The following is a 23,999-nucleotide window of genomic DNA, read 5'->3' on the forward strand; positions in this document are numbered from 1 at the left end:
GAGTAACCGATGACAACCCAGTATGGATTTTTTATTGATTCCAGCCGCTGCACCGGGTGCAAAACCTGCGAGCTCGCCTGCAAGGATTACAAAGATTTAACCCCGGACGTCAGCTTCCGCCGTATTTAYGAATACGCGGGCGGTGACTGGCAGGAAGACAACGGTGTCTGGCACCAGAACGTGTTTGCCTACTACCTGTCGATTGCCTGCAACCACTGCGAAGACCCGGCCTGCACCAAGGTCTGCCCGAGCGGRGCGATGCACAAGCGTGACGACGGGTTCGTGGTGGTGGATGAAGATGTCTGCATCGGCTGTCGCTACTGCCACATGGCCTGTCCGTACGGTGCCCCGCAGTWCAACGCCGCCAAAGGGCATATGACYAAGTGCGACGGCTGCCACACYCGTGTGGCGGACGGCAAAAAGCCGATCTGCGTGGAGTCCTGCCCGCTGCGCGCGCTGGACTTCGGTCCCATCGACGAGCTGCGTAAAAAACATGGTCAGCTGGCGGCCGTCGCGCCGCTGCCGTCCGCGCACTTCACGAAGCCGAGCATCGTGATTAAACCTAACGCCAACAGCCGCCCGACAGGGGATACCACCGGCTACCTGGCAAACCCGAAGGAGGTGTGAGATGGGAAGTGGATGGCATGAATGGCCGCTGATGATCTTCACGGTCTTTGGGCAGTGTGTGGCGGGCGGTTTTATTGTCCTCGCGCTGGCGCTGCTGAAAGGAAATCTCACTGCTGAGCAACAACAACGTTTAGTGTTGAGTATGTTTGGCCTGTGGGTGCTGATGGGAATTGGCTTTATTGCCTCTACGCTGCACCTCGGCTCACCAATGCGCGCGTTCAACTCCCTGAACCGGGTGGGCGCGTCGTCACTCAGTAATGAAATCGCCAGCGGGGCGATCTTCTTTGCTGTGGGTGGGCTGGGTTGGCTGCTGGCAGCACTGAAGAAATTGCCGGCAGGGCTGCGCAGCGTGTGGCTGATTGTCACGATGGTGCTGGGCGTGGTGTCTGTGTGGATGATGGTGCGGGTCTATAACACCATCGACACCGTGCCGACCTGGTACAGCATCTGGACGCCGATGAGCTTCTTCCTGACGCTGTTTATTGGTGGGCCGCTTCTTGGCTTCATGCTGCTGCGCGTCGCGGGTGTTGACGGTTGGGCGATGCGTTTGCTGCCTGTCGTTTCACTGCTGGCGCTGGTGGTGAGCGCAGTCGTCACCCTGATGCAGGGCGCGGAGCTGGCAACCATTCACAGCTCTGTTCAGCAGGCGTCTGCCCTGGTGCCGGCATACGGCTCGCTGATGGCCTGGCGCGTGGTACTGCTGGTGGCGGCACTGGTGTGCTGGATTGTGCCTCAGCTTAAGGGGTATCAACCCGCGCTGCCGCTCCTGTCACTGGCTTTTGTGCTGGTCCTCGCAGGTGAACTGATCGGCCGCGGTGTGTTCTACGGTTTGCATATGACCGTAGGTATGGCCGTCGCCAGTTAACGTTGCAGTGGGTGAGATAAAGCCGGGACGGAGCGCCCGGCTTTTTTTATTTTAATCATGAAATTTTTCGACTGACGTTTTGTTTTCACTTCGGGCATTAATAAATAAAAACAGATACATAATTCATATCTATAGCAGGCGTTGCATTAGCAGGATAAGTTTTTTAAATCGACAGGGAACATATCGTGCGTGGCGGTGAAACCAGTGGATTGACTTTGTTTTTGCCAGTGGCATGATGCGCACGAAATCTGAACTTCCTCACGGTTTTTAATCCATGACCATCTATACCCGGCCAGTGCTTTTATTGCTCTGTGGCCTGCTTCTGCTGACCCTGGCGATCGCAGTGTTAAATACGCTCGTCCCGCTGTGGCTCGCCCATGAAAACTTACCGACCTGGCAGGTGGGTATGGTCAGCTCGTCCTTTTTTACCGGCAACCTGCTGGGTACGCTGGTTACAGGAAGCCTGATTAAACGCTTTGGTTTTAACCGCAGCTATTATCTGGCCTCGCTGCTCTTCGCTGTCGGATGTGCCGGGCTGGGCCTGATGGTGGGCTTCTGGAGCTGGATGGTATGGCGCTTTATCGCTGGAGTGGGTTGCGCGATGATTTGGGTGGTGGTTGAAAGCGCGCTGATGTGCAGCGGCACGTCACGTAACCGCGGACGCCTGCTGGCAGCCTATATGATGGTTTATTACATCGGTACCGTGCTTGGTCAACTGATGGTGAGCAAACTGCCAACCGACCTGATGAGCGTTCTGCCGTGGGTGACGGGAATGGTGCTGGCAGCAATCCTGCCGCTGCTCTTTACGCGCATTGTGAACCAGAACAGCGAACACCAGGAAGCAACCCACGTCTGGCCAATGCTGAGACTGCGTCAGGCGCGCCTTGGCGTTAACGGCTGTATTATCTCCGGAATTGTGCTTGGTTCACTGTATGGCCTGATGCCGCTTTATCTGAACCATCAGGGCGTCAGCGATTCCGGGATCGGTTTCTGGATGGCGGTGATGGTGAGTGCGGGGATTGTCGGTCAGTGGCCGATTGGACGCCTGGCCGATCGCTTTGGTCGCCTGTTGGTGCTGCGTGTTCAGGTTTTTGTGGTGATCATGGGTTGTCTCGCCATGCTCAGCAATGCGGCGATGGCGCCTGCGCTGTTTATTCTGGGTGCCGCAGGTTTTACGCTCTATCCGGTCGCGATGGCCTGGGCCTGTGAGAAAGTTGAACACCACCAGTTAGTGGCAATGAACCAGGCGTTGTTACTGAGCTATACCATCGGCAGCCTGCTGGGACCGACCTTTACCGCGATGCTGATGCAGAATTACTCCGACAATTTGCTGTTTATTATGATTGCCAGCGTATCGTTTATTTATCTCTTAATGCTGCTGCGCAAAGTGGGAGAACACCCAACGCCTGTGGCGCATGCCTGATTAATAAAAAGCCAGTCGATGACTGGCTTTTTTGTCCCCATCACATATAAGACTTTTACGTATTGTTTGTTTATTGCACCAGGCGATAATTCAGGTGAGTTCTATCACTAAAAGGCAACAATCATGTCTACTCGTCGTTTTACCACTACCGCTCTGGCAGTAGTGTTGTCTTTAACGTTTGCTGCAGCTCCGGTCATGGCTAACCCGGGTAATGGGAATGGCAGTGGTCACGGGAACAGTGGCGGACAAGGTAATGGCGGCAGTCACGGCAATTCCGGTAGTCATGGCAACGGAAATTCCGGTACCCACGGTAATAAACAAAATAACGGTCAGGAAAATCCAGGTAAATCGAATAAAAGCGTCAGTGACGATGTCGACGCCCGTGTGAGCTTCGATCATGCCCGTCACCTGGCACTGAATTACGGCTTAACAGGTTATGAGTCACTGCCTCCGGGTATTGCGAAAAACCTCGCACGCGGTAAACCGCTCCCTCCGGGCATTGCGAAGAAAACCGTGCCGGCTTCTATGCTGGGCCAGCTTCCTTCCTATCCTGGTTATGAATGGCGTGTCGTCGGTGACGATCTGGTCTTAATTGCGCTGAGTACTGCGGTTGTGACCACCATTATTAATGGCGTCTTCAGATAATATAAAAAAGGCCCGGTTCTCACCGGGCCTTTTCTTAATACATTACCTTGTGGCCGTACTGTTCAAGAATACCTTTCACGCGTTCCATCGTCTCTTTCTTCGGCGGCTTAACACCATCGAGTTTATATTCTTCGCCCATGGCGACCCACTTGTGTTTACCCAGTTCGTGGTAGGGCAGAAGCTCAATTTTCTCAACGTTGCCCATATCGCGGGTAAATTCTCCCAGCCGATGCGCGGAATCGTCATCATCTGACCAGCCAGGTACAACAACATAGCGGATCCAGGTTTTGATGCCTTTCCCGGAGATGTATTTGGCGAACTCCAGCGTACGGTGGTTGGAAACACCCACCAGATTCTGGTGGATCTCATCGTTCATCTGTTTGAGATCGAGCATCACCAGGTCGGTGACGTCGAGCAGTTCATCAATGACCGGATCGTAGCGGCGGACAAAACCGTTTGTATCGAGACAGGTATGAATGCCTTCTTTGCGGCAGGCGCGGAACCAGTCGCGCACGAATTCGGCCTGCAGAATGGCTTCACCGCCGGAAGCGGTTACGCCGCCGCCGGAGGCGTTCATAAAGTGACGATAGGTCACCACCTCTTTCATCAGTTCTTCGACGGTCACTTCTTTGCCGCCGTGCGTATCCCAGGTGTCACGGTTATGGCAGTACAGGCAGCGCATCAGGCAGCCCTGGAAAAAGGTGATAAAGCGGATACCCGGGCCATCGACAGTGCCACAGGATTCAAAGGAGTGAATGCGACCAATAATTGACATTGCGGTGATATCTCCAGCATCGGCCCGTCCGGGGCCTGTGTATGCACAGCTCAAAACCGGCTGTGTTTAAGTCTGTTTTGGCTGTTATCCATAGAGTATAGATAGCGGACAAAAGAGACTGTGATGGAGAGAGTGTTAAAAAGGCCCCACGTATGTGGAGCCTTTATTGTACGCCTTTTAACGCGTGATTTCAGTCAATTCCACTTACATGGACTGAGTGAAAGTACGGGTGATAACGTCCTGCTGTTGTTCTTTCGTCAGGGAGTTAAAACGTACTGCGTAGCCGGATACACGGATGGTCAGCTGAGGATATTTCTCAGGGTGTTCCATCGCATCAAGCAGCATTTCACGGTTCATTACGTTCACGTTCAGGTGCTGACCACCTTCAATGGACGCTTCGTGGTGGAAGTAACCATCCATCAGACCCGCGAGGTTAGTTTTACGTACTTCGTCGTCTTTACCCAGCGCATTTGGCACGATAGAGAAGGTGTAAGAGATACCATCTTTCGCGTAAGCAAACGGCAGTTTAGCGACGGAGGTCAGAGAGGCAACAGCACCTTTCTGGTCACGACCGTGCATTGGGTTAGCACCAGGACCGAATGGCGCACCCGCGCGACGACCGTCCGGAGTGTTACCGGTTTTCTTACCATACACAACGTTAGACGTGATGGTCAGAACAGACTGAGTCGGGATAGCGTTACGGTAAGTGGTCAGTTTCTGAATTTTCTTCATGAAACGTTCAACCAGGTCAACCGCCATGTCATCAACGCGAGAGTCGTTGTTACCAAACTGCGGATATTCGCCTTCGATTTCGAAGTCAACAGCCAGACCGTCTTCGTCACGAATTGGTTTAACTTTCGCATATTTGATTGCAGACAGGGAGTCAGCCGCAACGGACAGACCTGCGATACCACACGCCATGGTGCGGATAACGTCACGGTCGTGCAGCGCCATCAGAGAGGCTTCGTAGCTGTACTTGTCGTGCATGTAGTGGATAACGTTCAGGGCAGTGACGTACTGTTTAGCCAGCCAGTCCATGAAGTGATCCATACGCTCCATGACTTCATCGAAGTTCAGAACGTCGCCTTTGATTGGTTCAGACTTAGGACCAACCTGCATTTTCAGTTTTTCATCAACGCCGCCGTTGATTGCGTACAGCATGGTTTTCGCCAGGTTTGCACGCGCACCGAAGAACTGCATTTGTTTACCAACAACCATTGGGCTTACGCAGCATGCGATAGCGTAGTCATCGTTGTTGAAGTCCGGACGCATCAGGTCATCGTTCTCGTACTGCAGAGAAGAGGTGTCGATGGACACTTTAGCGGCGAATTTCTTGAAGTTCAGAGGCAGTTTTTCAGACCACAGAACGGTGATGTTCGGCTCCGGAGAAGGACCCATGGTGTACAGGGTGTTCAGGAAGCGGAAGCTGTTTTTGGTAACCAGAGTACGGCCATCAACACCCATACCACCGATAGATTCCGTTGCCCAGATTGGGTCACCAGAGAACAGCTCATCGTATTCAGGGGTACGCAGGAAGCGAACCATACGCAGTTTCATGACCAGGTGGTCAATCATTTCCTGAGCGTCTTGCTCGGTGATTTTGCCCGCTTTCATATCACGTTCGATGTAAGCATCCAGGAAGGTGGATACACGACCGAAGGACATTGCTGCACCGTTCTGAGACTTAACAGCGGCCAGGTAGCCGAAGTAGGTCCACTGGATAGCTTCCTGAGCGTTGGTTGCAGGACCAGAGATATCGCAGCCATATTTAGCCGCCATTTCTTTGATCTGACCCAGCGCGCGATGCTGTTCAGCGATTTCTTCACGCAGACGGATAGTCGCTTCCAGGTTTACACCGTTTTCCAGATCAGACTGCAGGGAAACAAACTGCGCGTATTTGTCTTTCATCAGGAAGTCGATACCGTACAGCGCAACGCGACGGTAGTCACCGATGATACGGCCACGGCCATAGGCATCTGGCAGACCAGTCAGAACGCCAGATTTACGGCAGTTCAGAATGTCTTTGGTGTAAACATCGAATACACCCTGGTTGTGGGTTTTGCGGTATTCGGTGAAGATTTTTTTCAGCATTGGGTCCAGCTCGCGGTTATACGCTTTGCAGGAACCTTCAACCATTTTGATACCACCGAACGGGATGATCGCACGTTTCAGTGGTGCTTCAGTCTGCAGACCAACGATTTTCTCAAGGGCTTTGTTAATGTAGCCAGCATCGTGAGAAGTGATGGTAGAAGCAACGGAGGTGTCAAAATCAACTGGCGCGTGAGTGCGGTTTTCCAGTTTTACGCCTTCCATTACGCTGTCCCACAGCTTGGTGGTCGCGTCAGTTGCACCAGCCAGGAAGGATTCGTCACCTTCATACGGGGTATAGTTTTTCTGAATGAAGTCACGTACGTTTACTTCATTCTGCCAGTCACCTTTCGCAAAACCTTCCCAGGCTGTGGCTAACTTTTCATTAAGCTCGGACATGTAACACCTACCTTCTTAAGTGGATTTTTTATTTACTGCCTGAGATAACCATCAATGATGGTCGTCGCCACGCAGGTAAATGACCCAGTATGTCAACCCAACTAACAGACCCCCACCGATAATGTTCCCGATAGTGACAGGGATCAGGTTATCAGTAATGAAATTCATAATAGTCAGGTGAGAGAAACTTTCCGGGGTTGAACCAACAGCAGTCCAGAACTCCGGGCTTGCAAAGTTGCGGATTACAATTCCCATTGGGATCATAAACATGTTCGCAATACTGTGCTCGAAGCCGCTGGCAACAAACATCGCAACCGGCAGAACCATAATCATGGCTTTATCCATCAGGCTACGACCCGAGTAGCTCATCCAGACAGCCAGGCAGACCATCAGGTTAGCGAGGATGCCGAGAGCAACGGCTTCGATAAATGTGTGGTGCATTTTGTGGTCTGCGGTCTGCAGGACGTTGAGTCCCCAGCCACCGTTGGCGGTCATATACTCGCCAGAGAGCCACATCAACAGAACAAAGAGCAGACAGCCAATCAGGTTGCCAACATAGACATTAAGCCAGTTGCGCGCCAGTTGACCCCAGGTAATTCTTCCGCTGGCTTTTGCCACGACAATCAACACTGTAGAAGTGAAGAGGTCGGCGCCGCAGATGACGCAAAGAATCAGTCCCAGTGAGAAGCAAATACCGCCAATCAGTTTCGCCATGCCGAAAGGCATCGCGGCAGTACCGGTGGTGGCAGTGATGTAGAAGACAAACGCGATAGAGATGAACACACCAGCCGTGATCGCCAGATAGAACGTCTTCATCGGGTGTTTCGTTGCTTTATAGACACCCGCTTCTTCGGCAACTTTGGCCATAGCAGCTGGGAGTAAAAGATCAAAAGGGTTGTCAGCTTTCACACTAACTCTCTCTTTATTAAGTCGGCGACGAGATACTAACAAAGCATTATAGAAGAGAAATTGATATAGATCATATCTCGCCTGGCTTATAGGCCCGCAATGTGTATGGATTTACAGCAAAAGCGGAGTAAGTATTTGATTATCCGTATAAAAATAAATTTTAAAAGTTATGAAAAGAGTTGAATTATTTCTTTCGGCCACCTCTGCAACAGTTAATTAATATGGAGTAATTACCATAAAAAGTAACAGTAAAGCCCAGGCAAATATTATTATATTTACCCATATTTAACTTTATTATTACAATCAACAGTCATTGCCGAAAAAAATAAAAAACGGGGCAATGAAATTGCCCCGTAATATAGCCCAGACGATTGAATACGCCTACAGCTGATAATGTTATATGCGCTTATTTTGACCAGTAAGCGGATTTCGCCTTCTGCAATTTTTCATACGCTTTCAGCAGAGACTGATGTGCCGGGAAGGCTTTCAGGTCGCTATCCACAGCCTGAAGACCATAGAACGGCGCTTCACCGCTCAGTGCTGCGCTGGCGGCTTCAACGGCGTCAGCACCGTACATGCGAACAAACGCATTCAGGTATTGCAGCGGCTGACGATCTTCTTCCTGCGCGAGAAGCAGCAGGGTTTGCAGGCAGCGATAGTAGTTAGTGCGCTCGGCAGAGAAGACAGACTGGTTAAACTCCATAGTCCACTCGGTCCAGGCCAGAGCCTGATCCAGATCGCCGCCAGCCAGTGCCAGCATTGCTTTCAGCTCACCAATACGCAGGGTATACCAGCCGTTATCTTTACCGGTCGCCAGACCCAGCAGCTCGCGTACGCGGGTGAAGTCATCATGGCCTTCTTCGTCCAGTTGCGCGATCAGGTTCAGGTAATCTTCTTTTTCCCATTCGCTGCCCGGCAAGGCCAGCAGGGTTTCACGCAGGTGCGCGCCCATGCTGTTGTTCGCCAGCCACAGATCTTCTGCCGGATAGATGTCGGACATGCCCGGCACCAGAATGCGGCAGGCGTACACGCCTAGGTGTTCGTAGTCAGCGATGTAGACTTCTTTATCTTCCGCCTTAAAGATAGCCATCAGCGTGGCGAACTCTTCTTCGGTGGTACCTGCAAAGCTCCAGTCGACGAACGGATAGTCCGCGTCCTGCTTAAACAGATCCCAGGAGATCAAACCGCTGGAGTCGATGAAGTGGGTTTCAAGGTTGGTGTGCTCGGCCACTTCTTCATCGTCAAAGGTCGGTGGCGTAAACACGTCCAGATCTTTCAGGCCACGGCCCTGCAGTAACTCGGTGACGGTACGCTCCAGCGCCACGCCAAAGTCAGGGTGCGCGCCGAAAGAGGCGAAGCAGGTTCCGTTTTCAGGGTTAAACAGCACCACACAGATAACCGGATATTTACCGCCCAGTGAGCCGTCATAGGCAAAGATTGGGAAACCTTCCGCTTCCAGCCTGGCGATGGATTCCACCACGCCCGGGTAGCGCGCCAGCACGTCAGCCGGAATTTCAGGCAGGCTGATGGATTCGGCAATGATGCGGTTTTTAATGTGGCGTTCGAAGACTTCAGACAGCCCCTGTACGCGCGCTTCATTACGGGTATTACCGGCAGACATACCGTTGGACACGTACAGGTTGCCAACGATGTTCATCGGGATATAGACGGTCTGCTCATCAGACTGACGCGTGAACGGCAGGGCGCAGATACCACGATCCTCATTGCCGGACTGCAGATCGATCAGCATGCTGGCGGTCAGTTCGTTTTCCGGATCGTAGAACGCACGCAGACGCGCGTCGAGAATGCCTTCCGGCAGCGCGTCGTCTTCAGGCAGCGGGAACCATTTTTCGTTCGGATAGTGCACAAACGGGCCGTTGGCGATGGTTTCACCCAGCCAGAAATCGGCGAAGAAATAGTTGGTCGACAGACGTTCAAAATACTCACCCAGCGCAGAGGCCAGTGCCGCTTTTTTTGTCGCGCCTTTACCATTGGTAAAGCACAGGGCACACTCTTTATCGCGAATATGCACGGACCAGACATGAGGCACCGGGTTGAGCCAGGAGGCTTCTTCGATATTAAAGCCCAGGTCGGTCAGTTTCTGCTGGAAGCGAGCGATGGAATCTTCCAGAGCGGCGTCTTTGCCGGGGATAAACGTTTGAGTCATGGCGTTCACTTTTATCGTACGTAAAGCGCGCAATGATACGGGTTTTGCGTGACAGGTGCTATCTTCGGCGAAAATAAAAGACTCGACTATGCTTACAGACAGTAACTTACTGTTAAGGCATAGAAAAATGAAAGCATTTGATCTCCAGCGGATGGCGTTTGATAAAGTTCCTCCCGAATTTTTGGGCGAAGTGGCCCTGCGCAGCCTGTATACCTTTGTATTGGTCTTCCTGTTTCTCAAAATCACCGGGCGGCGTGGCGTCCGGCAGATGTCCCTCTTTGAGGTGCTGATTATTCTGACGCTGGGTTCAGCGGCGGGGGATGTCGCCTTTTACGACGATGTGCCGATGGTGCCGGTCTTTATCGTTTTTGTCTCACTGGCGCTACTTTACCGGCTTGTCATGTGGCTGATGTCGAAAAGTGAAAAGCTGGAAGATCTTCTCGAAGGGAAGCCGGTGGTTATCGTCGAGAACGGGCGGCTGGCCTGGGAAAATGTACAGAGTGCCAACATGACCGAGTTCGAGTTTTTTATGGAACTGCGTCTGAATAGTGTCGAACAACTCGGGCAGGTGCGGCTGGCAATCATGGAAACGAACGGGCAAATCAGCGTCTATTACTATGCTGACGACGAGGTGAAGCCGGGGCTCTGTATTCTGCCGGATATGCTTATTGAGCGTTTCACGACCGTGCCTGAGTCAGGCGAATATGCCTGTATAAAATGTAGCCATGTTGTGGCGATGCAGCCGGGCGATCATCAATTATGTCCCCGCTGTACAAATCCGGAATGGACGAAGGTTAGCCGGGCCAAACGCCTTACCTGACAGCCATATTGTCGGTTTTGCCGCAGTGAGATGGCAGATTGTATTGTGTGACGCGGGACACATTTCACCGGTCATAAGTTTTAGACATTGCGGCGCGTGTCACTGAATGATAAAACCGATATCCACAGTTATAACTTATTGCTTTTAGCGTGGTGAGGGGAAATGGCTCAAGTCTTTAATTTCAGTTCAGGTCCGGCGATGTTGCCGGCAGACGTGCTTAAACAGGCTCAACAGGAACTTTGTGACTGGAACGGTCTGGGTACGTCGGTGATGGAAATCAGCCACCGTGGTAAAGAGTTTATTCAGGTGGCGGAAGAGGCAGAAAAGGATTTTCGCGATCTGCTGAACATTCCCTCAAACTACAAAGTTTTGTTCTGCCACGGCGGTGGCCGCGGTCAGTTTGCTGGCGTCCCGCTGAATATCCTCGGCGACAAAACCACGGCAGACTACGTTGATGCGGGTTACTGGGCGGCAAGTGCGGTTAAAGAAGCCAAAAAGTACTGCTCGCCAAATGTTATCGACGCCAAAATTACCGTTGATGGCCTGCGTGCCGTGAAGCCGATGAGCGAGTGGCAGCTCTCTGATAACGCTGCGTATCTGCACTATTGCCCAAATGAAACCATCGACGGGATTGCCATCGACGAGACCCCGAACTTCGGTAAAGACGTGGTGGTTGCAGCCGATTTCTCCTCAACCATTTTGTCCGCGCCAATTGACGTCAGCCGCTACGGTGTTATCTATGCGGGTGCGCAGAAAAATATCGGCCCGGCGGGTTTGACGATCGTCATCGTGCGCGAAGATTTGCTGGGTAAAGCCCATCAGTCTTGCCCGTCTATTCTGGATTATACGGTCCTCAACGATAACGACTCCATGTTCAACACCCCCCCTACGTTTGCCTGGTACCTCTCTGGCCTGGTCTTTAAATGGCTCAAGCAAAACGGCGGCGTGGCGCAGATGGACAAAATCAATCAGCAGAAAGCCGACCTGCTGTATGGCGTGATCGATAAGAGCGATTTCTACCGTAACGATGTCGCGAAAGCTAACCGTTCTCGTATGAATGTGCCGTTCCAGCTGGCGGACAGCAACCTGGATAAAGTCTTCCTTGAAGCGTCCTTCGCTGCAGGCCTGCATGCGCTGAAAGGCCACCGTGTTGTAGGCGGTATGCGTGCCTCTATCTATAACGCGATGCCGCTGGAAGGGGTTAAAACCCTGACCGATTTCATGATCGACTTCGAACGTCGCCACGGTTAATTACGCTGTTTTCACCCCCGTAGCCCTGCTGCGGGGTTTTTATTATGTTGAGTTGAGAGTTAAGTTTCATGGAATCCCTGACGTTACAACCTATCGCGCGGGTAGATGGCACCATTAATCTGCCTGGTTCAAAAAGTGTCTCGAACCGTGCTCTGCTGCTGGCAGCTCTGGCAAACGGCACCACCGTCCTCACAAACCTGCTGGACAGCGATGACGTGCGCCATATGCTCAATGCGCTGAAAGCGTTGGGAGTTCATTACACGCTGTCTGACGACCGCACCCGCTGTGAAGTGACCGGCAACGGCGGCGCGTTACGCTCGGCTGAAGAGCGTGAACTGTTTCTGGGTAATGCGGGGACGGCAATGCGCCCGCTGGCGGCGGCCCTGTGCCTGGGCAGCAACAATATTGTGCTGACCGGTGAGCCACGCATGAAAGAGCGTCCCATTGGCCATCTGGTGGATGCCCTTCGTCAGGGCGGCGCGCAGATTGAGTATCTGGAGCAGGAAAATTACCCGCCTCTGCGTCTGCGCGGTGGTTTCAATGGCGGTAACGTCGACGTGGATGGCAGCGTCTCCAGCCAGTTCCTGACGGCTCTGCTGATGACTGCGCCGCTGGCACCACAGGATACGGTCATCACCATCAAAGGCGACCTGGTCTCTAAACCGTACATTGATATTACGCTGCACCTGATGAAAACCTTCGGGGTTGAGGTGGAAAACCGCGCTTATCAGCAATTCGTGGTTCGCGGTGCGCAGCAGTACCAGTCTCCGGGTCATTACCTTGTGGAAGGTGATGCTTCGTCTGCCTCCTATTTCCTGGCGGCAGGGGCGATTAAGGGCGGTACGGTGAAAGTGACCGGCATTGGCCGTAACAGCGTTCAGGGCGATATCCGTTTTGCTGATGTGCTGGAAAAAATGGGCGCCACGATTACCTGGGGCGATGATTTCATCTCCTGCACCCATGGCGAGCTGAACGCTATCGATATGGACATGAACCATATCCCGGATGCGGCGATGACCATTGCCACGGCGGCGCTCTTCGCAAAAGGCACCACGACGCTGCGTAACATTTACAACTGGCGCGTAAAAGAGACTGACCGTCTGTTCGCGATGGCGACCGAACTGCGTAAAGTGGGCGCCGAAGTGGAGGAGGGCGAAGACTACATCCGCGTCACGCCTCCGGCAAAACTGCAGTTTGCGGAAATCGGCACCTATAACGATCACCGCATGGCAATGTGCTTCTCGCTGGTGGCGCTCTCCGATACGCCGGTGACCATTCTCGACCCGAAGTGTACGGCGAAAACCTTCCCGGACTACTTCGAGCAATTGGCGCGTATCAGTACCCCTTCCTGATTTGCCTTCGCGCCAGCCTCTGTGCTGGCGCGCTTACACCGTTCCCACTCATTGACGTGATGATCTACACTTCTGAAGATGTGCGCCTGCCGCCTGCAAGCAACGCGAACGATGTAGAAGTATCATTGCGCAATAATTCTTCATCTAAATACCTGTAATTCGCGTTTTTGCACACAACGTTAACGATTGTGGGCATTGGCGCGTATAATGCGCGGCGTTTACGTTAACGGTATGCCTGTTTAAGGAGATAAAGATGACGGCAATTGCCCCGGTCATAACCATTGATGGCCCAAGCGGTGCAGGAAAGGGCACCTTGTGCAAGGCAATGGCGGAAGCATTGCAATGGCATCTGCTGGACTCTGGTGCTATTTACCGCGTGTTAGCGCTTGCGGCGCTGCATCACCATGTTGATGTGGCCTCCGAAGACGCGCTGGTTCCGCTGGCTACCCATCTTGATGTCCGCTTTATCTCTACCAACGGAAATCTGGAAGTGATTCTCGAAGGTGAAGATGTCAGCGGTGAAATTCGGACTCAGGACGTGGCGAATGCCGCGTCACAGGTTGCCGCTTTCCCGCGCGTGCGTGAAGCACTGCTGCGCCGTCAACGCGCCTTCCGCGAACTGCCTGGCCTGATCGCTGACGGGCGTGACATGGGAACTGTTGTCTTCCCTGATGCGCCGGTGAAAATTTTCCTCGACGCCTCCTCGGAAGAACGGGCTCAACGCCGCATGCTTCAGTTGCAGGAAAAGGGGTTTAGTGTTAACTTTGATCGCCTTTTGTCCGAGATAAAAGAGCGCGATGACCGCGATCGTAACCGCGCCGTCGCCCCACTTGTTCCTGCAGAAGATGCATTAGTTCTGGATTCAACCAGTTTAACTATTGAGCAAGTGATTGAAAAAGCGCTACAATATGCGCGCCAAAAACTGGCACTCGCGTAATTGCGACCGATTTAGCAGTACCCCCGCTGCAATGGATTGACGGCGGGTATGTGAAACAACCCCATCCGGCACGGAGCCAGGTGGACGTTATATTAACCTGAAGATTAAACATGACTGAATCTTTTGCTCAACTATTTGAAGAATCCTTAAAAACAATCGAAACCCGTCCGGGTTCCATCGTTCGTGGTGTTGTTGTTGCTATCGACAAAGACGTAGTACTGGTTGACGCCGGTCTGAAATCTGAGTCCGCCATTCCGGCAGAGCAGTTCAAAAACGCCCAGGGCGAGCTGGAAATCCAGGTTGGTGACGAAGTTGACGTTGCTCTGGATGCAGTAGAAGACGGCTTCGGCGAAACCCTGCTTTCCCGTGAAAAAGCTAAACGTCACGAAGCTTGGATCACGCTGGAAAAAGCTTATGAAGAAGCTGAAACTGTGGTCGGTGTTATCAACGGCAAAGTTAAAGGTGGCTTCACTGTTGAGCTGAATGGTATTCGTGCGTTCCTGCCAGGTTCTCTGGTAGACGTTCGTCCAGTCCGTGACACCCTGCACCTCGAAGGCAAAGAGCTTGAGTTCAAAGTAATCAAGCTGGACCAGAAGCGTAACAACGTTGTTGTATCCCGTCGTGCCGTTATCGAATCCGAAAACAGCGCAGAACGCGATCAGCTGCTGGAAAACCTGCAGGAAGGCATGGAAGTCAAAGGTATCGTTAAGAACCTCACTGACTACGGCGCATTCGTTGACCTGGGCGGCGTTGATGGCCTGCTGCACATCACCGACATGGCGTGGAAACGCGTTAAGCACCCAAGCGAAATCGTGAACGTGGGCGACGAAATCACTGTTAAAGTGCTGAAGTTCGACCGCGAGCGTACTCGTGTATCCCTCGGCCTGAAACAGCTGGGCGAAGATCCATGGGTAGCTATCGCTAAGCGTTACCCAGAAGGTACTAAACTGACTGGTCGCGTTACCAACCTGACTGACTACGGCTGCTTCGTTGAAATCGAAGAAGGCGTTGAAGGCCTGGTGCACGTTTCCGAAATGGACTGGACCAACAAAAACATCCACCCATCCAAAGTTGTTAACGTTGGTGATGTAGTGGAAGTTATGGTTCTGGATATCGACGAAGAACGTCGTCGTATCTCCCTGGGCCTGAAACAGTGCAAAAACAACCCATGGCAGCAGTTCGCGGAAACCCACAACAAGGGTGACCGTGTTGAAGGTAAAATCAAGTCTATCACTGACTTCGGTATCTTCATCGGCCTGGACGGCGGCATCGATGGCCTGGTTCACCTGTCTGACATCTCCTGGAACGTTGCAGGCGAAGAAGCAGTGCGTGAATACAAAAAAGGCGACGAAATCGCTGCAGTTGTTCTGCAGGTTGACGCAGAGCGTGAACGTATCTCCCTGGGCGTTAAACAGCTCGCAGAAGATCCGTTCAACAACTGGGTTGCACTGAACAAGAAAGGCGCAATCGTAAACGGTAAAGTCACTGCAGTTGACGCTAAAGGCGCAACCGTAGAACTGGCTGACGGCGTTGAAGGTTACCTGCGCGCTTCTGAAGCTTCACGTGACCGCGTTGAAGATGCGACTCTGGTTCTGAACGTTGGTGACGACGTTGAAGCTAAGTTCACCGGTGTTGACCGTAAGAACCGTGCAATCAGCCTGTCTGTTCGTGCTAAAGACGAAGCTGATGAGAAAGATGCAATCGCCACTGTTAACAAACAGGAAGATGCAAACTTCTCTAACAACGCAATGGCTGAAGCTTTCAAAGCAGCTAAAGGCGAGTAATATCAGGTTGTCCGCATCATTTTGAGCTGTAACGCATTTACAGCGAGAAGGATGAGGAGCAAACTTGACAGATTAGAGGATTCGTCCTGTAATCAATAACAAAGGGCGGCTACGGCCGCCCTTGTTTAATGAGCTGTTCAGCTAATTGGTTTGAAAGGAACCGGAGGAATCATGACCAAGTCAGAATTGATTGAAAGACTTGCCAGTCAGCAACCGCATATCCCTGCGAAAGCAGTGGAGGATGCCGTAAAAGAGATGCTGGAGCATATGGCCTCCACTCTTGCCCAGGGCGAGCGCATTGAAATCCGCGGTTTCGGTAGTTTTTCTCTGCACTATCGTGCTCCACGTACCGGGCGTAACCCGAAAACTGGCGATAAAGTCGAACTGGAAGGTAAGTACGTTCCACACTTTAAGCCGGGTAAAGAACTGCGCGATCGCGCCAACATTTACGGCAACTGAGTTTAGCCATCAGCGCTAAACTGGGTTCGAAAGAAAGCACCTGCGGGTGCTTTTTTTGTGCCTGTCGCTTTTATTCTGAAGATGCCGCGCAATTTTCCTTTTGTTTTCTGCAAACGGATAAAAATGCTTCAGCGCCCGCTGTAAACCGCGTTTCTTCTGGCTGACGACTCACCCTGCCTGCTTCCATACTGTCACCCTCAAACAGGGAGGTAGTAATGGGCATTCCCGCGATAAGTCTTTGCGCCATTCTGGCGATCATTCCGTTACTCTGGTTACCCGTCCTGCCTGAACGTCAAACCGTGTGGGTAATGATAGCCTGTGGGATAGCGCTGGCCGCCCAGCGAAACAACGTCCTGAAGTATATGGGGATTATGGTGTTATTTTGTGCCTGGGGTCTTCTTGCTGCGCAGGAAAGCGTCTGGCCGATGCAACATTTAACGATGGGAGCAGTGCAGGCAGAGATAGAAATCACGGCCACCGATGGTGCAACAATGCATCAGGGCAACATTCTGCGTGTCGATGGTCAACGCTGGTGGGCATCCACGGGCGTGACGCTGTATGGCAATTACCTGCCGCAAAAGGTGTGTGCCGGTCAGCGCTGGGCTATGACGCTGAGGCTCCGGCCTGTGCATGGCGAGCTAAACGACGGGGGATATGATCCCCAGCGAAGCGCCTTTGCCCGACACCAGACGCTCAGCGGACGTTTTACGCAGGCGAAAATCGTCGATGAAAACTGCAGCTTGCGTGCTCAGTACCTGATGTCACTGCAACACCGGCTTTCTGCTTTTCACTGGGGCGCGGTTATGCTTGGGCTGGGGATGGGAGAACGTCTGGAGGTGCCCCGGGAAATTAAAGATCTGATGCGCGACACCGGCACGCTGCACCTGATGGCAATTTCGGGTCTGCATATTGCGCTGGCCGCATCCATCGTCTGGTTACTTGCGCGTGGGCTTCAGTTCTTGATGCCGGGCCACTGGATCCACTGGCAGATTCCTCTCCTGGCCGGGTTGCTCTTTGCCGCTTTCTACGCCTGGCTTACCGGGCTGCAACCGCCCGCATTGCGAACGGTTATCGCACTTGCCGTGCTGGCGGCATTGCGCATTGGCGCCCGTCAGTGGTCTCCCTGGCAGGTGTGGTGTTGCTGTATCGCGGCAATCCTGATAAGCGATCCCTTAGCCGTGCTTTCTCAAAGTCTGGCCCTTTCAGCGTTTGCCGTCGCCGCACTGATTTTCTGGTTTCAGTGGCTGCCTCTTCCTCGCGGGCACCGGGTTCGCTGGTTACAGCCTCTGATGAATCTGCTTTATCTGCAAACCGGCATGTTGCTTCTGCTCATGCCATTACAGGTGCTGATTTTTCATGGGTTTAGCCTCTCTTCCCTGGTGGCTAATCTCTTTGCCGTCCCCCTGGTTACTTTTGTCTGCGTACCGCTGATCCTGTCCGGAATGTTGCTTCATCTGTTGCCGCTGACGGCGCTGGAAAGTGCCCTCTGGCTTGCAGCCGATAAATCCCTGGGAGGGTTGTTCTGGATGCTGATGCGCCTGCCGGATGGCTGGCAGAACGTAGATGAACGATGGCAATACCTGACGTTATTGCCCTGGCTTGCCATTATCGGCTGGCGCTTTCATGCCTGGAAATCCGTTCCTGCAGTGTGTCTGGCAGGGAGTGTCTTACTGGCATTTCCGCTCTGGCGAACGGTGAGAAGTGAGGGCTGGACACTGCATATGCTGGATGTGGGGCAGGGACTGGCAATGGTCATTGAACGCCACGGTAAAGCCCTTCTTTATGATACCGGGCTCGCCTGGCCGGGTGGTGATAGTGCCCGGCAGTTAATCATTCCGTGGCTACGCTGGCACCATTTGCAACCAGAAGGCGTCATCCTCAGTCATGAGCATCTCGACCATGCGGGCGGTCTGGCGACGCTGCAAAAAACATGGCCCACGTTATGGATAAGAAGCCCGTTAGATCGGGCGGAACATCGGCCTTGTTTTCGCGGGCAGAGATGGATATGGGAGGGGTTAACCTTCACCGTCCACTGGCCACCTGAGGGCTATTCCGAAAGGGGGAACAATCGCTCCTGTGTGGTAAAAATCGACGATGGTGAGCAGAGTGCGTTGCTTACGGGGGATATTGAAGCGCAAGCGGAACAGACTATGCTTAGCCATTACTGGCGTCATCTGACGTCCACTGTAATACAGGTACCCCATCATGGCAGCAATACGTCTTCATCATTGCCACTGGTGCAGCGGGTAGAGGGGAGGATCGCGCTCGATTCTGCGGCCCGCTATAACGCATGGCATTTTCCGTCGGCAAAAGTTATCAGACGTTATCGAAAAGAGGGCTATATCTGGCACGATACCCCCCATTCTGGACAAATATCGGTGACATTCTCGCAACATCGATGGCAAATACAGCGCGTACGTGATGAATATTTACCGCGTTGGTATCATCAGTGGTTTGGCGCGCCCGGAGATAACGGGTAGAATATGCGGCTATTTCAACAGATGCTGGTTTTTTGAATGCATAACGACAAAGATCTCTCCACGTGGCAAACCTTCCGCCGACTCTGGCCGATGATTGCACCTTTTAAAGCAGGCTTGATCGTGGCGGGTGTAGCGTTAGTCCTCAACGCAGCCAGCGATACGTTTATGTTATCGCTTCTCAAACCGTTACTGGATGACGGTTTTGGTAAAACAGATCGCTCAGTGCTGATATGGATGCCACTGGTGGTTATTGGACTGATGATCTTACGCGGTATCACCAGCTACATTTCGAGCTACTGTATCTCCTGGGTTTCCGGGAAAGTCGTTATGACCATGCGCCGTCGGCTGTTTGGCCACATGATGGGCATGCCAGTAGCGTTCTTTGATAAGCAGTCTACCGGTACCTTGCTGTCACGTATTACCTACGACTCCGAGCAGGTGGCATCATCGTCGTCCAACGCGCTGATTACCGTGGTGCGTGAAGGTGCATCGATTATCGGTCTGTTCATCATGATGTTCTATTACAGCTGGCAGCTGTCACTGATCCTTATCGTGCTGGCACCGGTTGTCTCTATTGCTATTCGCGTCGTTTCAAAGCGTTTTCGCAACATCAGTAAGAATATGCAGAACACGATGGGCCAGGTTACGACCAGCGCTGAGCAGATGCTGAAAGGGCATAAAGAGGTGTTGATTTTCGGCGGGCAGGAAGTCGAAACCAAACGCTTTGATAAAGTCAGCAACAAAATGCGTCTGCAGGGGATGAAAATGGTTTCGGCCTCTTCAATTTCTGACCCTATCATCCAGCTGATCGCTTCTCTGGCGCTGGCCTTTGTTCTGTATGCGGCCAGCTTCCCGAGCGTGATGGAGACGCTGACGGCGGGTACCATCACCGTGGTCTTCTCATCGATGATTGCCCTGATGCGTCCGCTGAAATCACTGACGAACGTCAACGCTCAGTTCCAGCGCGGGATGGCTGCCTGCCAGACCCTGTTCAGCATTCTGGATACCGAACAGGAGAAAGATGAAGGTAAACGCGAGATTGAACGCGCCCACGGCGATGTTGAATTCCGCAATGTGACTTTCACCTATCCTGGCCGCGAAACGCCGGCTTTGCGTAATATCAACCTGTCCATTCCCGCGGGTAAAACCGTTGCGCTGGTAGGCCGCTCTGGCTCAGGTAAATCCACCATCGCCAGCCTGATCACCCGTTTCTATGATATCGACGAGGGTGAAATCCTGTTGGATGGCCATGACCTGCGGGAGTATACCCTGCAGTCGCTACGTAACCAGGTGGCGCTGGTCTCCCAGAATGTGCATCTCTTCAACGATACGGTGGCAAATAACATTGCCTATGCGCGTACAGAAGAGTACAGCCGTGCGGAGATTGAAAAGGCCGCTCGTATGGCCTATGCGATGGACTTTATCAACAAGATGGATAACGGTCTGGATACCATTATCGGTGAGAACGGTGTACTGCTCTCCGGTGGCCAGCGCCAGCGTATCGCCATTGCTCGTGCGCTGTTGCGTGATAGCCCGATTCTGATTCTGGATGAAGCAACCTCTGCGCTGGATACGGAATCTGAACGTGCCATTCAGTCTGCGCTGGATGAGCTGCAAAAGAACCGTACATCGCTGGTGATTGCGCACCGTCTGTCGACTATCGAGCAGGCTGACGAAATCGTTGTTGTTGAAGATGGCGTGATTGTCGAACGCGGAAGCCACTCTGATTTGCTGGCGCACCGCGGCGTTTACGCCCAACTGCATAAGATGCAATTCGGCGAATGATTGCACGCATCTGGTCCGGTGAATCACCGCTGTGGCTGCTGCTTCTGCCGCTTTCCTGGCTTTATGGCCTGGTGAGCGGCCTCATTCGTCTGCTTTACCGCCTGGGGTTAAAGCGAGCATGGCGCGCGCCGGTGCCGGTTGTCGTGGTGGGTAACCTGACGGCTGGCGGCAACGGTAAAACACCGGTGGTGATCTGGCTGGTGGAGCAACTGCAAAAACGCGGTATACGCCCAGGCGTGGTATCGCGTGGGTATGGCGGAAAAGCGGCGCAGTATCCCCTGTTGCTGACGGCGGAAACTACGACCGCTGAAGCGGGTGATGAGCCAGTATTGATATACCAGCGTACAGGTGTACCTGTTGCGGTTTCCCCGGTACGCAGTGATGCCGTTCAGGCACTTCTTGCCGAACACACGGTAGACATTATTATTACTGACGATGGTCTGCAGCATTACGCGCTGGCGCGTGATAAAGAGATTGTGGTCATTGACGGGGTTCGCCGGTTCGGTAACGGCTGGTGGCTACCCGCCGGACCAATGCGTGAACGTGCTTCGCGTCTCAGGTCCGTTGATGCGGTGGTTGTTAACGGTGGAGAGGCCAAACCGGGTGAGATCCCTATGCATCTCAGGCCGGGAATGGCGGTGAATCTGTTGACCGGAGAGCGCCGTGCTGTCTCGTTGTTACCCGCGCTGGTGGCCATGGCGGGTATCGGTCATCCTCCGCGTTTCTTCGCGACGCTGGAACAGTGTGGCGCCCGGCTTGAAAAACGCGTTCCGCTGGCCGATCATCAGGCGCTGGTGCCAGATCAGGTCGCGGCCCTGACTGCGCCGGGGCAGACGCTAATCATGACTGAAAAAGATGCGGTGAAATGCCGTGCCTTTGCGAAGGATAACTGGTGGTATCTGCCGGTTGACGCTGAACTCAGCGGTGAGCAACCGGAACAATTGCTCAAGGAACTGATTGCGTTAGTGCAGTAATGGCTTACGCGGTTCTGGTGGCGCTTTGACTGACAGGAAAACGCATGTCTTTACCGCAACTCTCGCTTTCAGCCGCACGTCATTTGCACCTTGCCGCACAGGGGCTGCTCAAAAAGCCCCGCCGCCGCGCGCAGCCCGCCGATATTCTCTCTACCGTTCAGCGCATGTCGCTCCTTCAAATTGACACCATTAATATCGTGGCCCGTAGCCCTTACCTTGTGCTGTTTAGTCGACTGGGGAATTATCCGCCTCAGTGGCTGGATGACACGCTCAGTAAGGGGGACTTAATGGAGTACTGGGCGCACGAGGCCTGTTTCCTGCCGCGCAGCGATTTTGCCCTGGTTCGCCATCGCATGCTGGCCCCCGAAAAGATGGGCTGGAAATACCGCCAGGAATGGATGCAGGAGCACGCGACTGAAATTGCACAGCTTATCGAGCATATTCAGCAAAACGGTCCTGTACGTTCCGCCGATTTTGAACATCCGAGAAAAGGGACCAGCGGCTGGTGGGAGTGGAAGCCGCACAAACGCCACCTTGAAGGACTGTTTACGTCCGGTAAGGTCATGGTGATTGAACGGCGTAATTTTCAGCGCGTGTATGACCTGACGCACCGCGTGATGCCCCACTGGGACGATGAGCGTGACTTACTCACCCAGGAGGCCGCGGAAGCCATCATGCTGGAAAACAGCGCCCGCAGTCTGGGCATTTTCCGGCCGCAGTGGCTGGCGGATTACTATCGCCTTCGCCAGCCGGCCCTGAAACCGCTGCTGGAAATGTGGCAGCGTGAACATCGTGTTATCCCCGTCACGGTAGAAACCCTCGGGGACATGTGGCTGCATTCGGATCTCCTCCCGCTTTTACCCCAGGCTCTGGACAGTAAGCTTCAGGCAACCCACAGCGCGGTGTTATCGCCTTTCGATCCGGTCGTGTGGGACAGAAAACGGGCCGAACAGCTGTTTAATTTCAGCTATCGGCTTGAGTGTTACACCCCCGCGCCAAAGCGTCAGTACGGCTACTTTGTGTTGCCTCTGCTGCACAAAGGGCAACTGGTCGGTCGAATGGACGCCAAAATGCACCGCAAAACCGGCACGCTGGAGATTATCGCGCTCTATCTTGAAGAGGGGATCAAGACCACAGCGGCGCTGGAAAAAGGATTAATCTCCGCCATTAGCGAATTCGCATGCTGGCAGGGGGCCCACGACGTGGCGCTGGGTCGGGTGCCTGACGGGTTGTTTAGCACCTGTCGACGTGGCTGGGAAACAGACACTCCCTGAAAAAGGAATGTGTTAAGCTTTAGCGATTACCCATACGGAGGAACTATGGATCACCGTTTACTTGAAATTATTGCCTGCCCGGTGTGCAACGGCAAACTTTACTACAGCCAGGACAAACAAGAGCTGATTTGCAAGCTGGACAGTCTGGCATTCCCGCTGCGCGACGGTATTCCGGTTTTGCTGGAAAACGAAGCCCGCTCCCTGGTGGCAGAAGAGAGCAAACCATGAGTTTTGTTGTCATTATTCCTGCGCGTTATGCATCAACCCGTCTGCCGGGTAAACCGCTGGTGGATATCAACGGCAAACCGATGATTGTGCATGTCCTTGAACGTGCGCGTGAGTCCGGTGCTGAGCGTGTTATCGTGGCAACCGATCATCCGGACGTTGCCCGTGCGGTTGAGGCGGCTGGCGGAGAAGTGTGCATGACCCGCGCCGATCACCAGTCCGGCACAGAGCGCCTGGCAGAAGTGGTTGAGAAATGCGGTTTTAGTGATGATACGGTCATCGTTAACGTACAGGGCGACGAGCCGATGATCCCGGCGGTCATTATTCGCCAGGTGGCGGAAAACCTGGCGCAGCGCCAGGTCGGTATGGCTACGCTCGCTGTACCTGTGCTCCACGCTGAAGAGGCGTTTAATCCGAACGCGGTGAAAGTGGTGATGGATGCCGAGGGCTATGCGCTCTACTTCTCTCGCGCCACTATTCCCTGGGATCGTGATCGTTTTGCGGTTTCAAAAGAGACCATTGGTGATTCATTCCTGCGTCATCTGGGGATCTACGGCTACCGCGCTGGCTTTATTCGTCGTTATGTCACATGGGCACCCAGCCCGCTGGAGCATATCGAAATGCTGGAGCAGCTCCGCGTGCTCTGGTACGGGGAAAAAATCCACGTTGCCGTTGCGCAGGAAGTGCCAGGTACGGGTGTTGACACCCCGGAAGATCTTGAGCGCGTCCGCGCCGAATTGCGTTAATAGCGCCCGCATCC

20 protein-coding genes are annotated in these 23,999 nt (G+C 53.3%); 16 read left to right on the forward strand and 4 right to left on the reverse strand.

Features of this window, described 5'->3' with window-relative positions:
• Positions 1 to 9: 9 nt before the first annotated feature.
• The 4 genes from JTA15_RS03185 to JTA15_RS03200 all read left to right on the forward strand — a co-directional run bounded on the left by JTA15_RS03185 (position 10) and on the right by JTA15_RS03200 (position 3,560).
• Positions 10 to 627, forward strand: a complete 618-nt coding sequence (locus JTA15_RS03185) for a DMSO/selenate family reductase complex B subunit (RefSeq protein ID WP_219372853.1) — start codon at positions 10 to 12, stop codon at positions 625 to 627.
• Position 628: 1 nt separating this feature from the next.
• Positions 629 to 1,492: a dimethyl sulfoxide reductase anchor subunit family protein gene (locus JTA15_RS03190; RefSeq protein WP_219372854.1), complete on the forward strand. Its 864-nt coding sequence runs from the start codon at positions 629 to 631 to the stop codon at positions 1,490 to 1,492.
• Positions 1,493 to 1,766: 274 nt separating this feature from the next.
• A complete protein-coding gene (locus JTA15_RS03195) occupies positions 1,767 to 2,915 on the forward strand; it encodes an MFS transporter (protein ID WP_014169376.1) in 1,149 nt (382 codons plus the stop codon).
• A 123-nt stretch (positions 2,916 to 3,038) separates the two neighbouring features.
• On the forward strand, positions 3,039 to 3,560 hold the full coding sequence (locus tag JTA15_RS03200; RefSeq protein ID WP_020884824.1) for an anti-virulence regulator CigR family protein: 522 nt from the start codon (positions 3,039 to 3,041) through the stop codon (positions 3,558 to 3,560).
• A gap of 34 nt (positions 3,561 to 3,594) precedes the next feature.
• Here JTA15_RS03200 and pflA read toward each other — a convergent pair whose 3' ends face one another.
• The 4 genes from pflA to ycaO all read right to left on the reverse strand — a co-directional run bounded on the left by pflA (position 3,595) and on the right by ycaO (position 9,898).
• A complete protein-coding gene (gene pflA / locus JTA15_RS03205) occupies positions 3,595 to 4,335 on the reverse strand; it encodes a pyruvate formate lyase 1-activating protein (RefSeq protein ID WP_020884823.1) in 741 nt (246 codons plus the stop codon).
• A 204-nt stretch (positions 4,336 to 4,539) separates the two neighbouring features.
• On the reverse strand, positions 4,540 to 6,822 hold the full coding sequence (pflB, locus tag JTA15_RS03210; protein ID WP_014169380.1) for a formate C-acetyltransferase: 2,283 nt from the start codon (positions 6,820 to 6,822) through the stop codon (positions 4,540 to 4,542).
• A 51-nt stretch (positions 6,823 to 6,873) separates the two neighbouring features.
• Complete coding sequence (gene focA, locus JTA15_RS03215; protein ID WP_025204555.1) at positions 6,874 to 7,731, reverse strand: formate transporter FocA; 858 nt, start codon at positions 7,729 to 7,731, stop codon at positions 6,874 to 6,876.
• Positions 7,732 to 8,137: 406 nt separating this feature from the next.
• Positions 8,138 to 9,898 (reverse strand): 30S ribosomal protein S12 methylthiotransferase accessory factor YcaO, encoded by a 1,761-nt coding sequence (ycaO, locus tag JTA15_RS03220; protein ID WP_032677795.1) that lies wholly within the window; start codon positions 9,896 to 9,898, stop codon positions 8,138 to 8,140.
• 127 nt (positions 9,899 to 10,025) lie between these two features.
• Here ycaO and JTA15_RS03225 point away from each other — a divergent pair, with 127 nt between their 5' ends.
• The 12 genes from JTA15_RS03225 to kdsB all read left to right on the forward strand — a co-directional run bounded on the left by JTA15_RS03225 (position 10,026) and on the right by kdsB (position 23,985).
• The gene (locus tag JTA15_RS03225; RefSeq protein WP_193163001.1) at positions 10,026 to 10,718 is read left to right on the forward strand and encodes a DUF421 domain-containing protein; all 693 of its coding nucleotides are present in this window, start codon (positions 10,026 to 10,028) and stop codon (positions 10,716 to 10,718) included.
• Positions 10,719 to 10,880: 162 nt separating this feature from the next.
• Positions 10,881 to 11,969 carry a 3-phosphoserine/phosphohydroxythreonine transaminase gene (serC, locus tag JTA15_RS03230; protein ID WP_025204554.1) on the forward strand — a complete coding sequence of 363 codons (1,089 nt, stop codon included), beginning with the start codon at positions 10,881 to 10,883 and terminating at the stop codon, positions 11,967 to 11,969.
• A 68-nt stretch (positions 11,970 to 12,037) separates the two neighbouring features.
• Complete coding sequence (gene aroA / locus JTA15_RS03235; RefSeq protein WP_193162999.1) at positions 12,038 to 13,321, forward strand: 3-phosphoshikimate 1-carboxyvinyltransferase; 1,284 nt, start codon at positions 12,038 to 12,040, stop codon at positions 13,319 to 13,321.
• A 253-nt stretch (positions 13,322 to 13,574) separates the two neighbouring features.
• Positions 13,575 to 14,258, forward strand: a complete 684-nt coding sequence (gene cmk / locus JTA15_RS03240) for a (d)CMP kinase (RefSeq protein WP_014169386.1) — start codon at positions 13,575 to 13,577, stop codon at positions 14,256 to 14,258.
• Positions 14,259 to 14,368: 110 nt separating this feature from the next.
• Positions 14,369 to 16,042 (forward strand): 30S ribosomal protein S1, encoded by a 1,674-nt coding sequence (rpsA, locus tag JTA15_RS03245; protein WP_014169387.1) that lies wholly within the window; start codon positions 14,369 to 14,371, stop codon positions 16,040 to 16,042.
• A gap of 171 nt (positions 16,043 to 16,213) precedes the next feature.
• Entirely contained in the window at positions 16,214 to 16,501 is a 288-nt protein-coding gene (ihfB, locus tag JTA15_RS03250) for an integration host factor subunit beta (RefSeq protein ID WP_008499965.1), read from the forward strand.
• A gap of 215 nt (positions 16,502 to 16,716) precedes the next feature.
• The gene (locus tag JTA15_RS03255; RefSeq protein WP_219372855.1) at positions 16,717 to 18,981 is read left to right on the forward strand and encodes a ComEC family protein; all 2,265 of its coding nucleotides are present in this window, start codon (positions 16,717 to 16,719) and stop codon (positions 18,979 to 18,981) included.
• Between the two features lie 36 nt (positions 18,982 to 19,017).
• Positions 19,018 to 20,766, forward strand: a complete 1,749-nt coding sequence (gene msbA / locus JTA15_RS03260) for a lipid A ABC transporter ATP-binding protein/permease MsbA (protein WP_020884816.1) — start codon at positions 19,018 to 19,020, stop codon at positions 20,764 to 20,766.
• Positions 20,763 to 21,740 (forward strand): tetraacyldisaccharide 4'-kinase, encoded by a 978-nt coding sequence (gene lpxK / locus JTA15_RS03265; RefSeq protein WP_219372856.1) that lies wholly within the window; start codon positions 20,763 to 20,765, stop codon positions 21,738 to 21,740. The genes msbA and lpxK overlap by 4 nt, the downstream gene beginning before the upstream one ends.
• A 44-nt stretch (positions 21,741 to 21,784) precedes the next feature.
• Positions 21,785 to 23,014, forward strand: coding sequence for a winged helix-turn-helix domain-containing protein (locus JTA15_RS03270; RefSeq protein ID WP_219372857.1), 1,230 nt, complete (start codon positions 21,785 to 21,787; stop codon positions 23,012 to 23,014).
• A gap of 45 nt (positions 23,015 to 23,059) precedes the next feature.
• Positions 23,060 to 23,242, forward strand: a complete 183-nt coding sequence (gene ycaR, locus JTA15_RS03275; RefSeq protein ID WP_006174474.1) for a protein YcaR — start codon at positions 23,060 to 23,062, stop codon at positions 23,240 to 23,242.
• Entirely contained in the window at positions 23,239 to 23,985 is a 747-nt protein-coding gene (gene kdsB, locus JTA15_RS03280) for a 3-deoxy-manno-octulosonate cytidylyltransferase (protein ID WP_014169394.1), read from the forward strand. Before ycaR ends, kdsB begins: the two co-directional genes overlap by 4 nt.
• Positions 23,986 to 23,999 lie beyond the last annotated feature (14 nt).

Origin of the sequence: Enterobacter sp. BIDMC 29, from assembly GCF_019378755.1 — a bacterium.
GTDB classification, from domain to species: Bacteria; Pseudomonadota; Gammaproteobacteria; order Enterobacterales; family Enterobacteriaceae; genus Enterobacter; species Enterobacter ludwigii.

Excerpts from the sequence above, each read along its gene's own strand:
- lpxK (WP_219372856.1), top strand. The coding sequence starts at position 20,763 with ATGATTGCACGCATCTGGTCCGGTGAATCACCGCTGTGGCTGCTGCTT.
- ycaO (WP_032677795.1), bottom strand. The coding sequence starts at position 9,898 with ATGACTCAAACGTTTATCCCCGGCAAAGACGCCGCTCTGGAAGATTCC.
- serC (WP_025204554.1), top strand. The coding sequence starts at position 10,881 with ATGGCTCAAGTCTTTAATTTCAGTTCAGGTCCGGCGATGTTGCCGGCA.
- aroA (WP_193162999.1), top strand. The coding sequence starts at position 12,038 with ATGGAATCCCTGACGTTACAACCTATCGCGCGGGTAGATGGCACCATT.
- msbA (WP_020884816.1), top strand. The coding sequence starts at position 19,018 with ATGCATAACGACAAAGATCTCTCCACGTGGCAAACCTTCCGCCGACTC.
- cmk (WP_014169386.1), top strand. The coding sequence starts at position 13,575 with ATGACGGCAATTGCCCCGGTCATAACCATTGATGGCCCAAGCGGTGCA.
- JTA15_RS03270 (WP_219372857.1), top strand. The coding sequence starts at position 21,785 with ATGTCTTTACCGCAACTCTCGCTTTCAGCCGCACGTCATTTGCACCTT.
- JTA15_RS03225 (WP_193163001.1), top strand. The coding sequence starts at position 10,026 with ATGAAAGCATTTGATCTCCAGCGGATGGCGTTTGATAAAGTTCCTCCC.
- JTA15_RS03255 (WP_219372855.1), top strand. The coding sequence starts at position 16,717 with ATGGGCATTCCCGCGATAAGTCTTTGCGCCATTCTGGCGATCATTCCG.
- ihfB (WP_008499965.1), top strand. The coding sequence starts at position 16,214 with ATGACCAAGTCAGAATTGATTGAAAGACTTGCCAGTCAGCAACCGCAT.
- pflB (WP_014169380.1), bottom strand. The coding sequence starts at position 6,822 with ATGTCCGAGCTTAATGAAAAGTTAGCCACAGCCTGGGAAGGTTTTGCG.
- ycaR (WP_006174474.1), top strand. The coding sequence starts at position 23,060 with ATGGATCACCGTTTACTTGAAATTATTGCCTGCCCGGTGTGCAACGGC.
- JTA15_RS03190 (WP_219372854.1), top strand. The coding sequence starts at position 629 with ATGGGAAGTGGATGGCATGAATGGCCGCTGATGATCTTCACGGTCTTT.
- kdsB (WP_014169394.1), top strand. The coding sequence starts at position 23,239 with ATGAGTTTTGTTGTCATTATTCCTGCGCGTTATGCATCAACCCGTCTG.
- JTA15_RS03200 (WP_020884824.1), top strand. The coding sequence starts at position 3,039 with ATGTCTACTCGTCGTTTTACCACTACCGCTCTGGCAGTAGTGTTGTCT.
- pflA (WP_020884823.1), bottom strand. The coding sequence starts at position 4,335 with ATGTCAATTATTGGTCGCATTCACTCCTTTGAATCCTGTGGCACTGTC.
- rpsA (WP_014169387.1), top strand. The coding sequence starts at position 14,369 with ATGACTGAATCTTTTGCTCAACTATTTGAAGAATCCTTAAAAACAATC.
- JTA15_RS03195 (WP_014169376.1), top strand. The coding sequence starts at position 1,767 with ATGACCATCTATACCCGGCCAGTGCTTTTATTGCTCTGTGGCCTGCTT.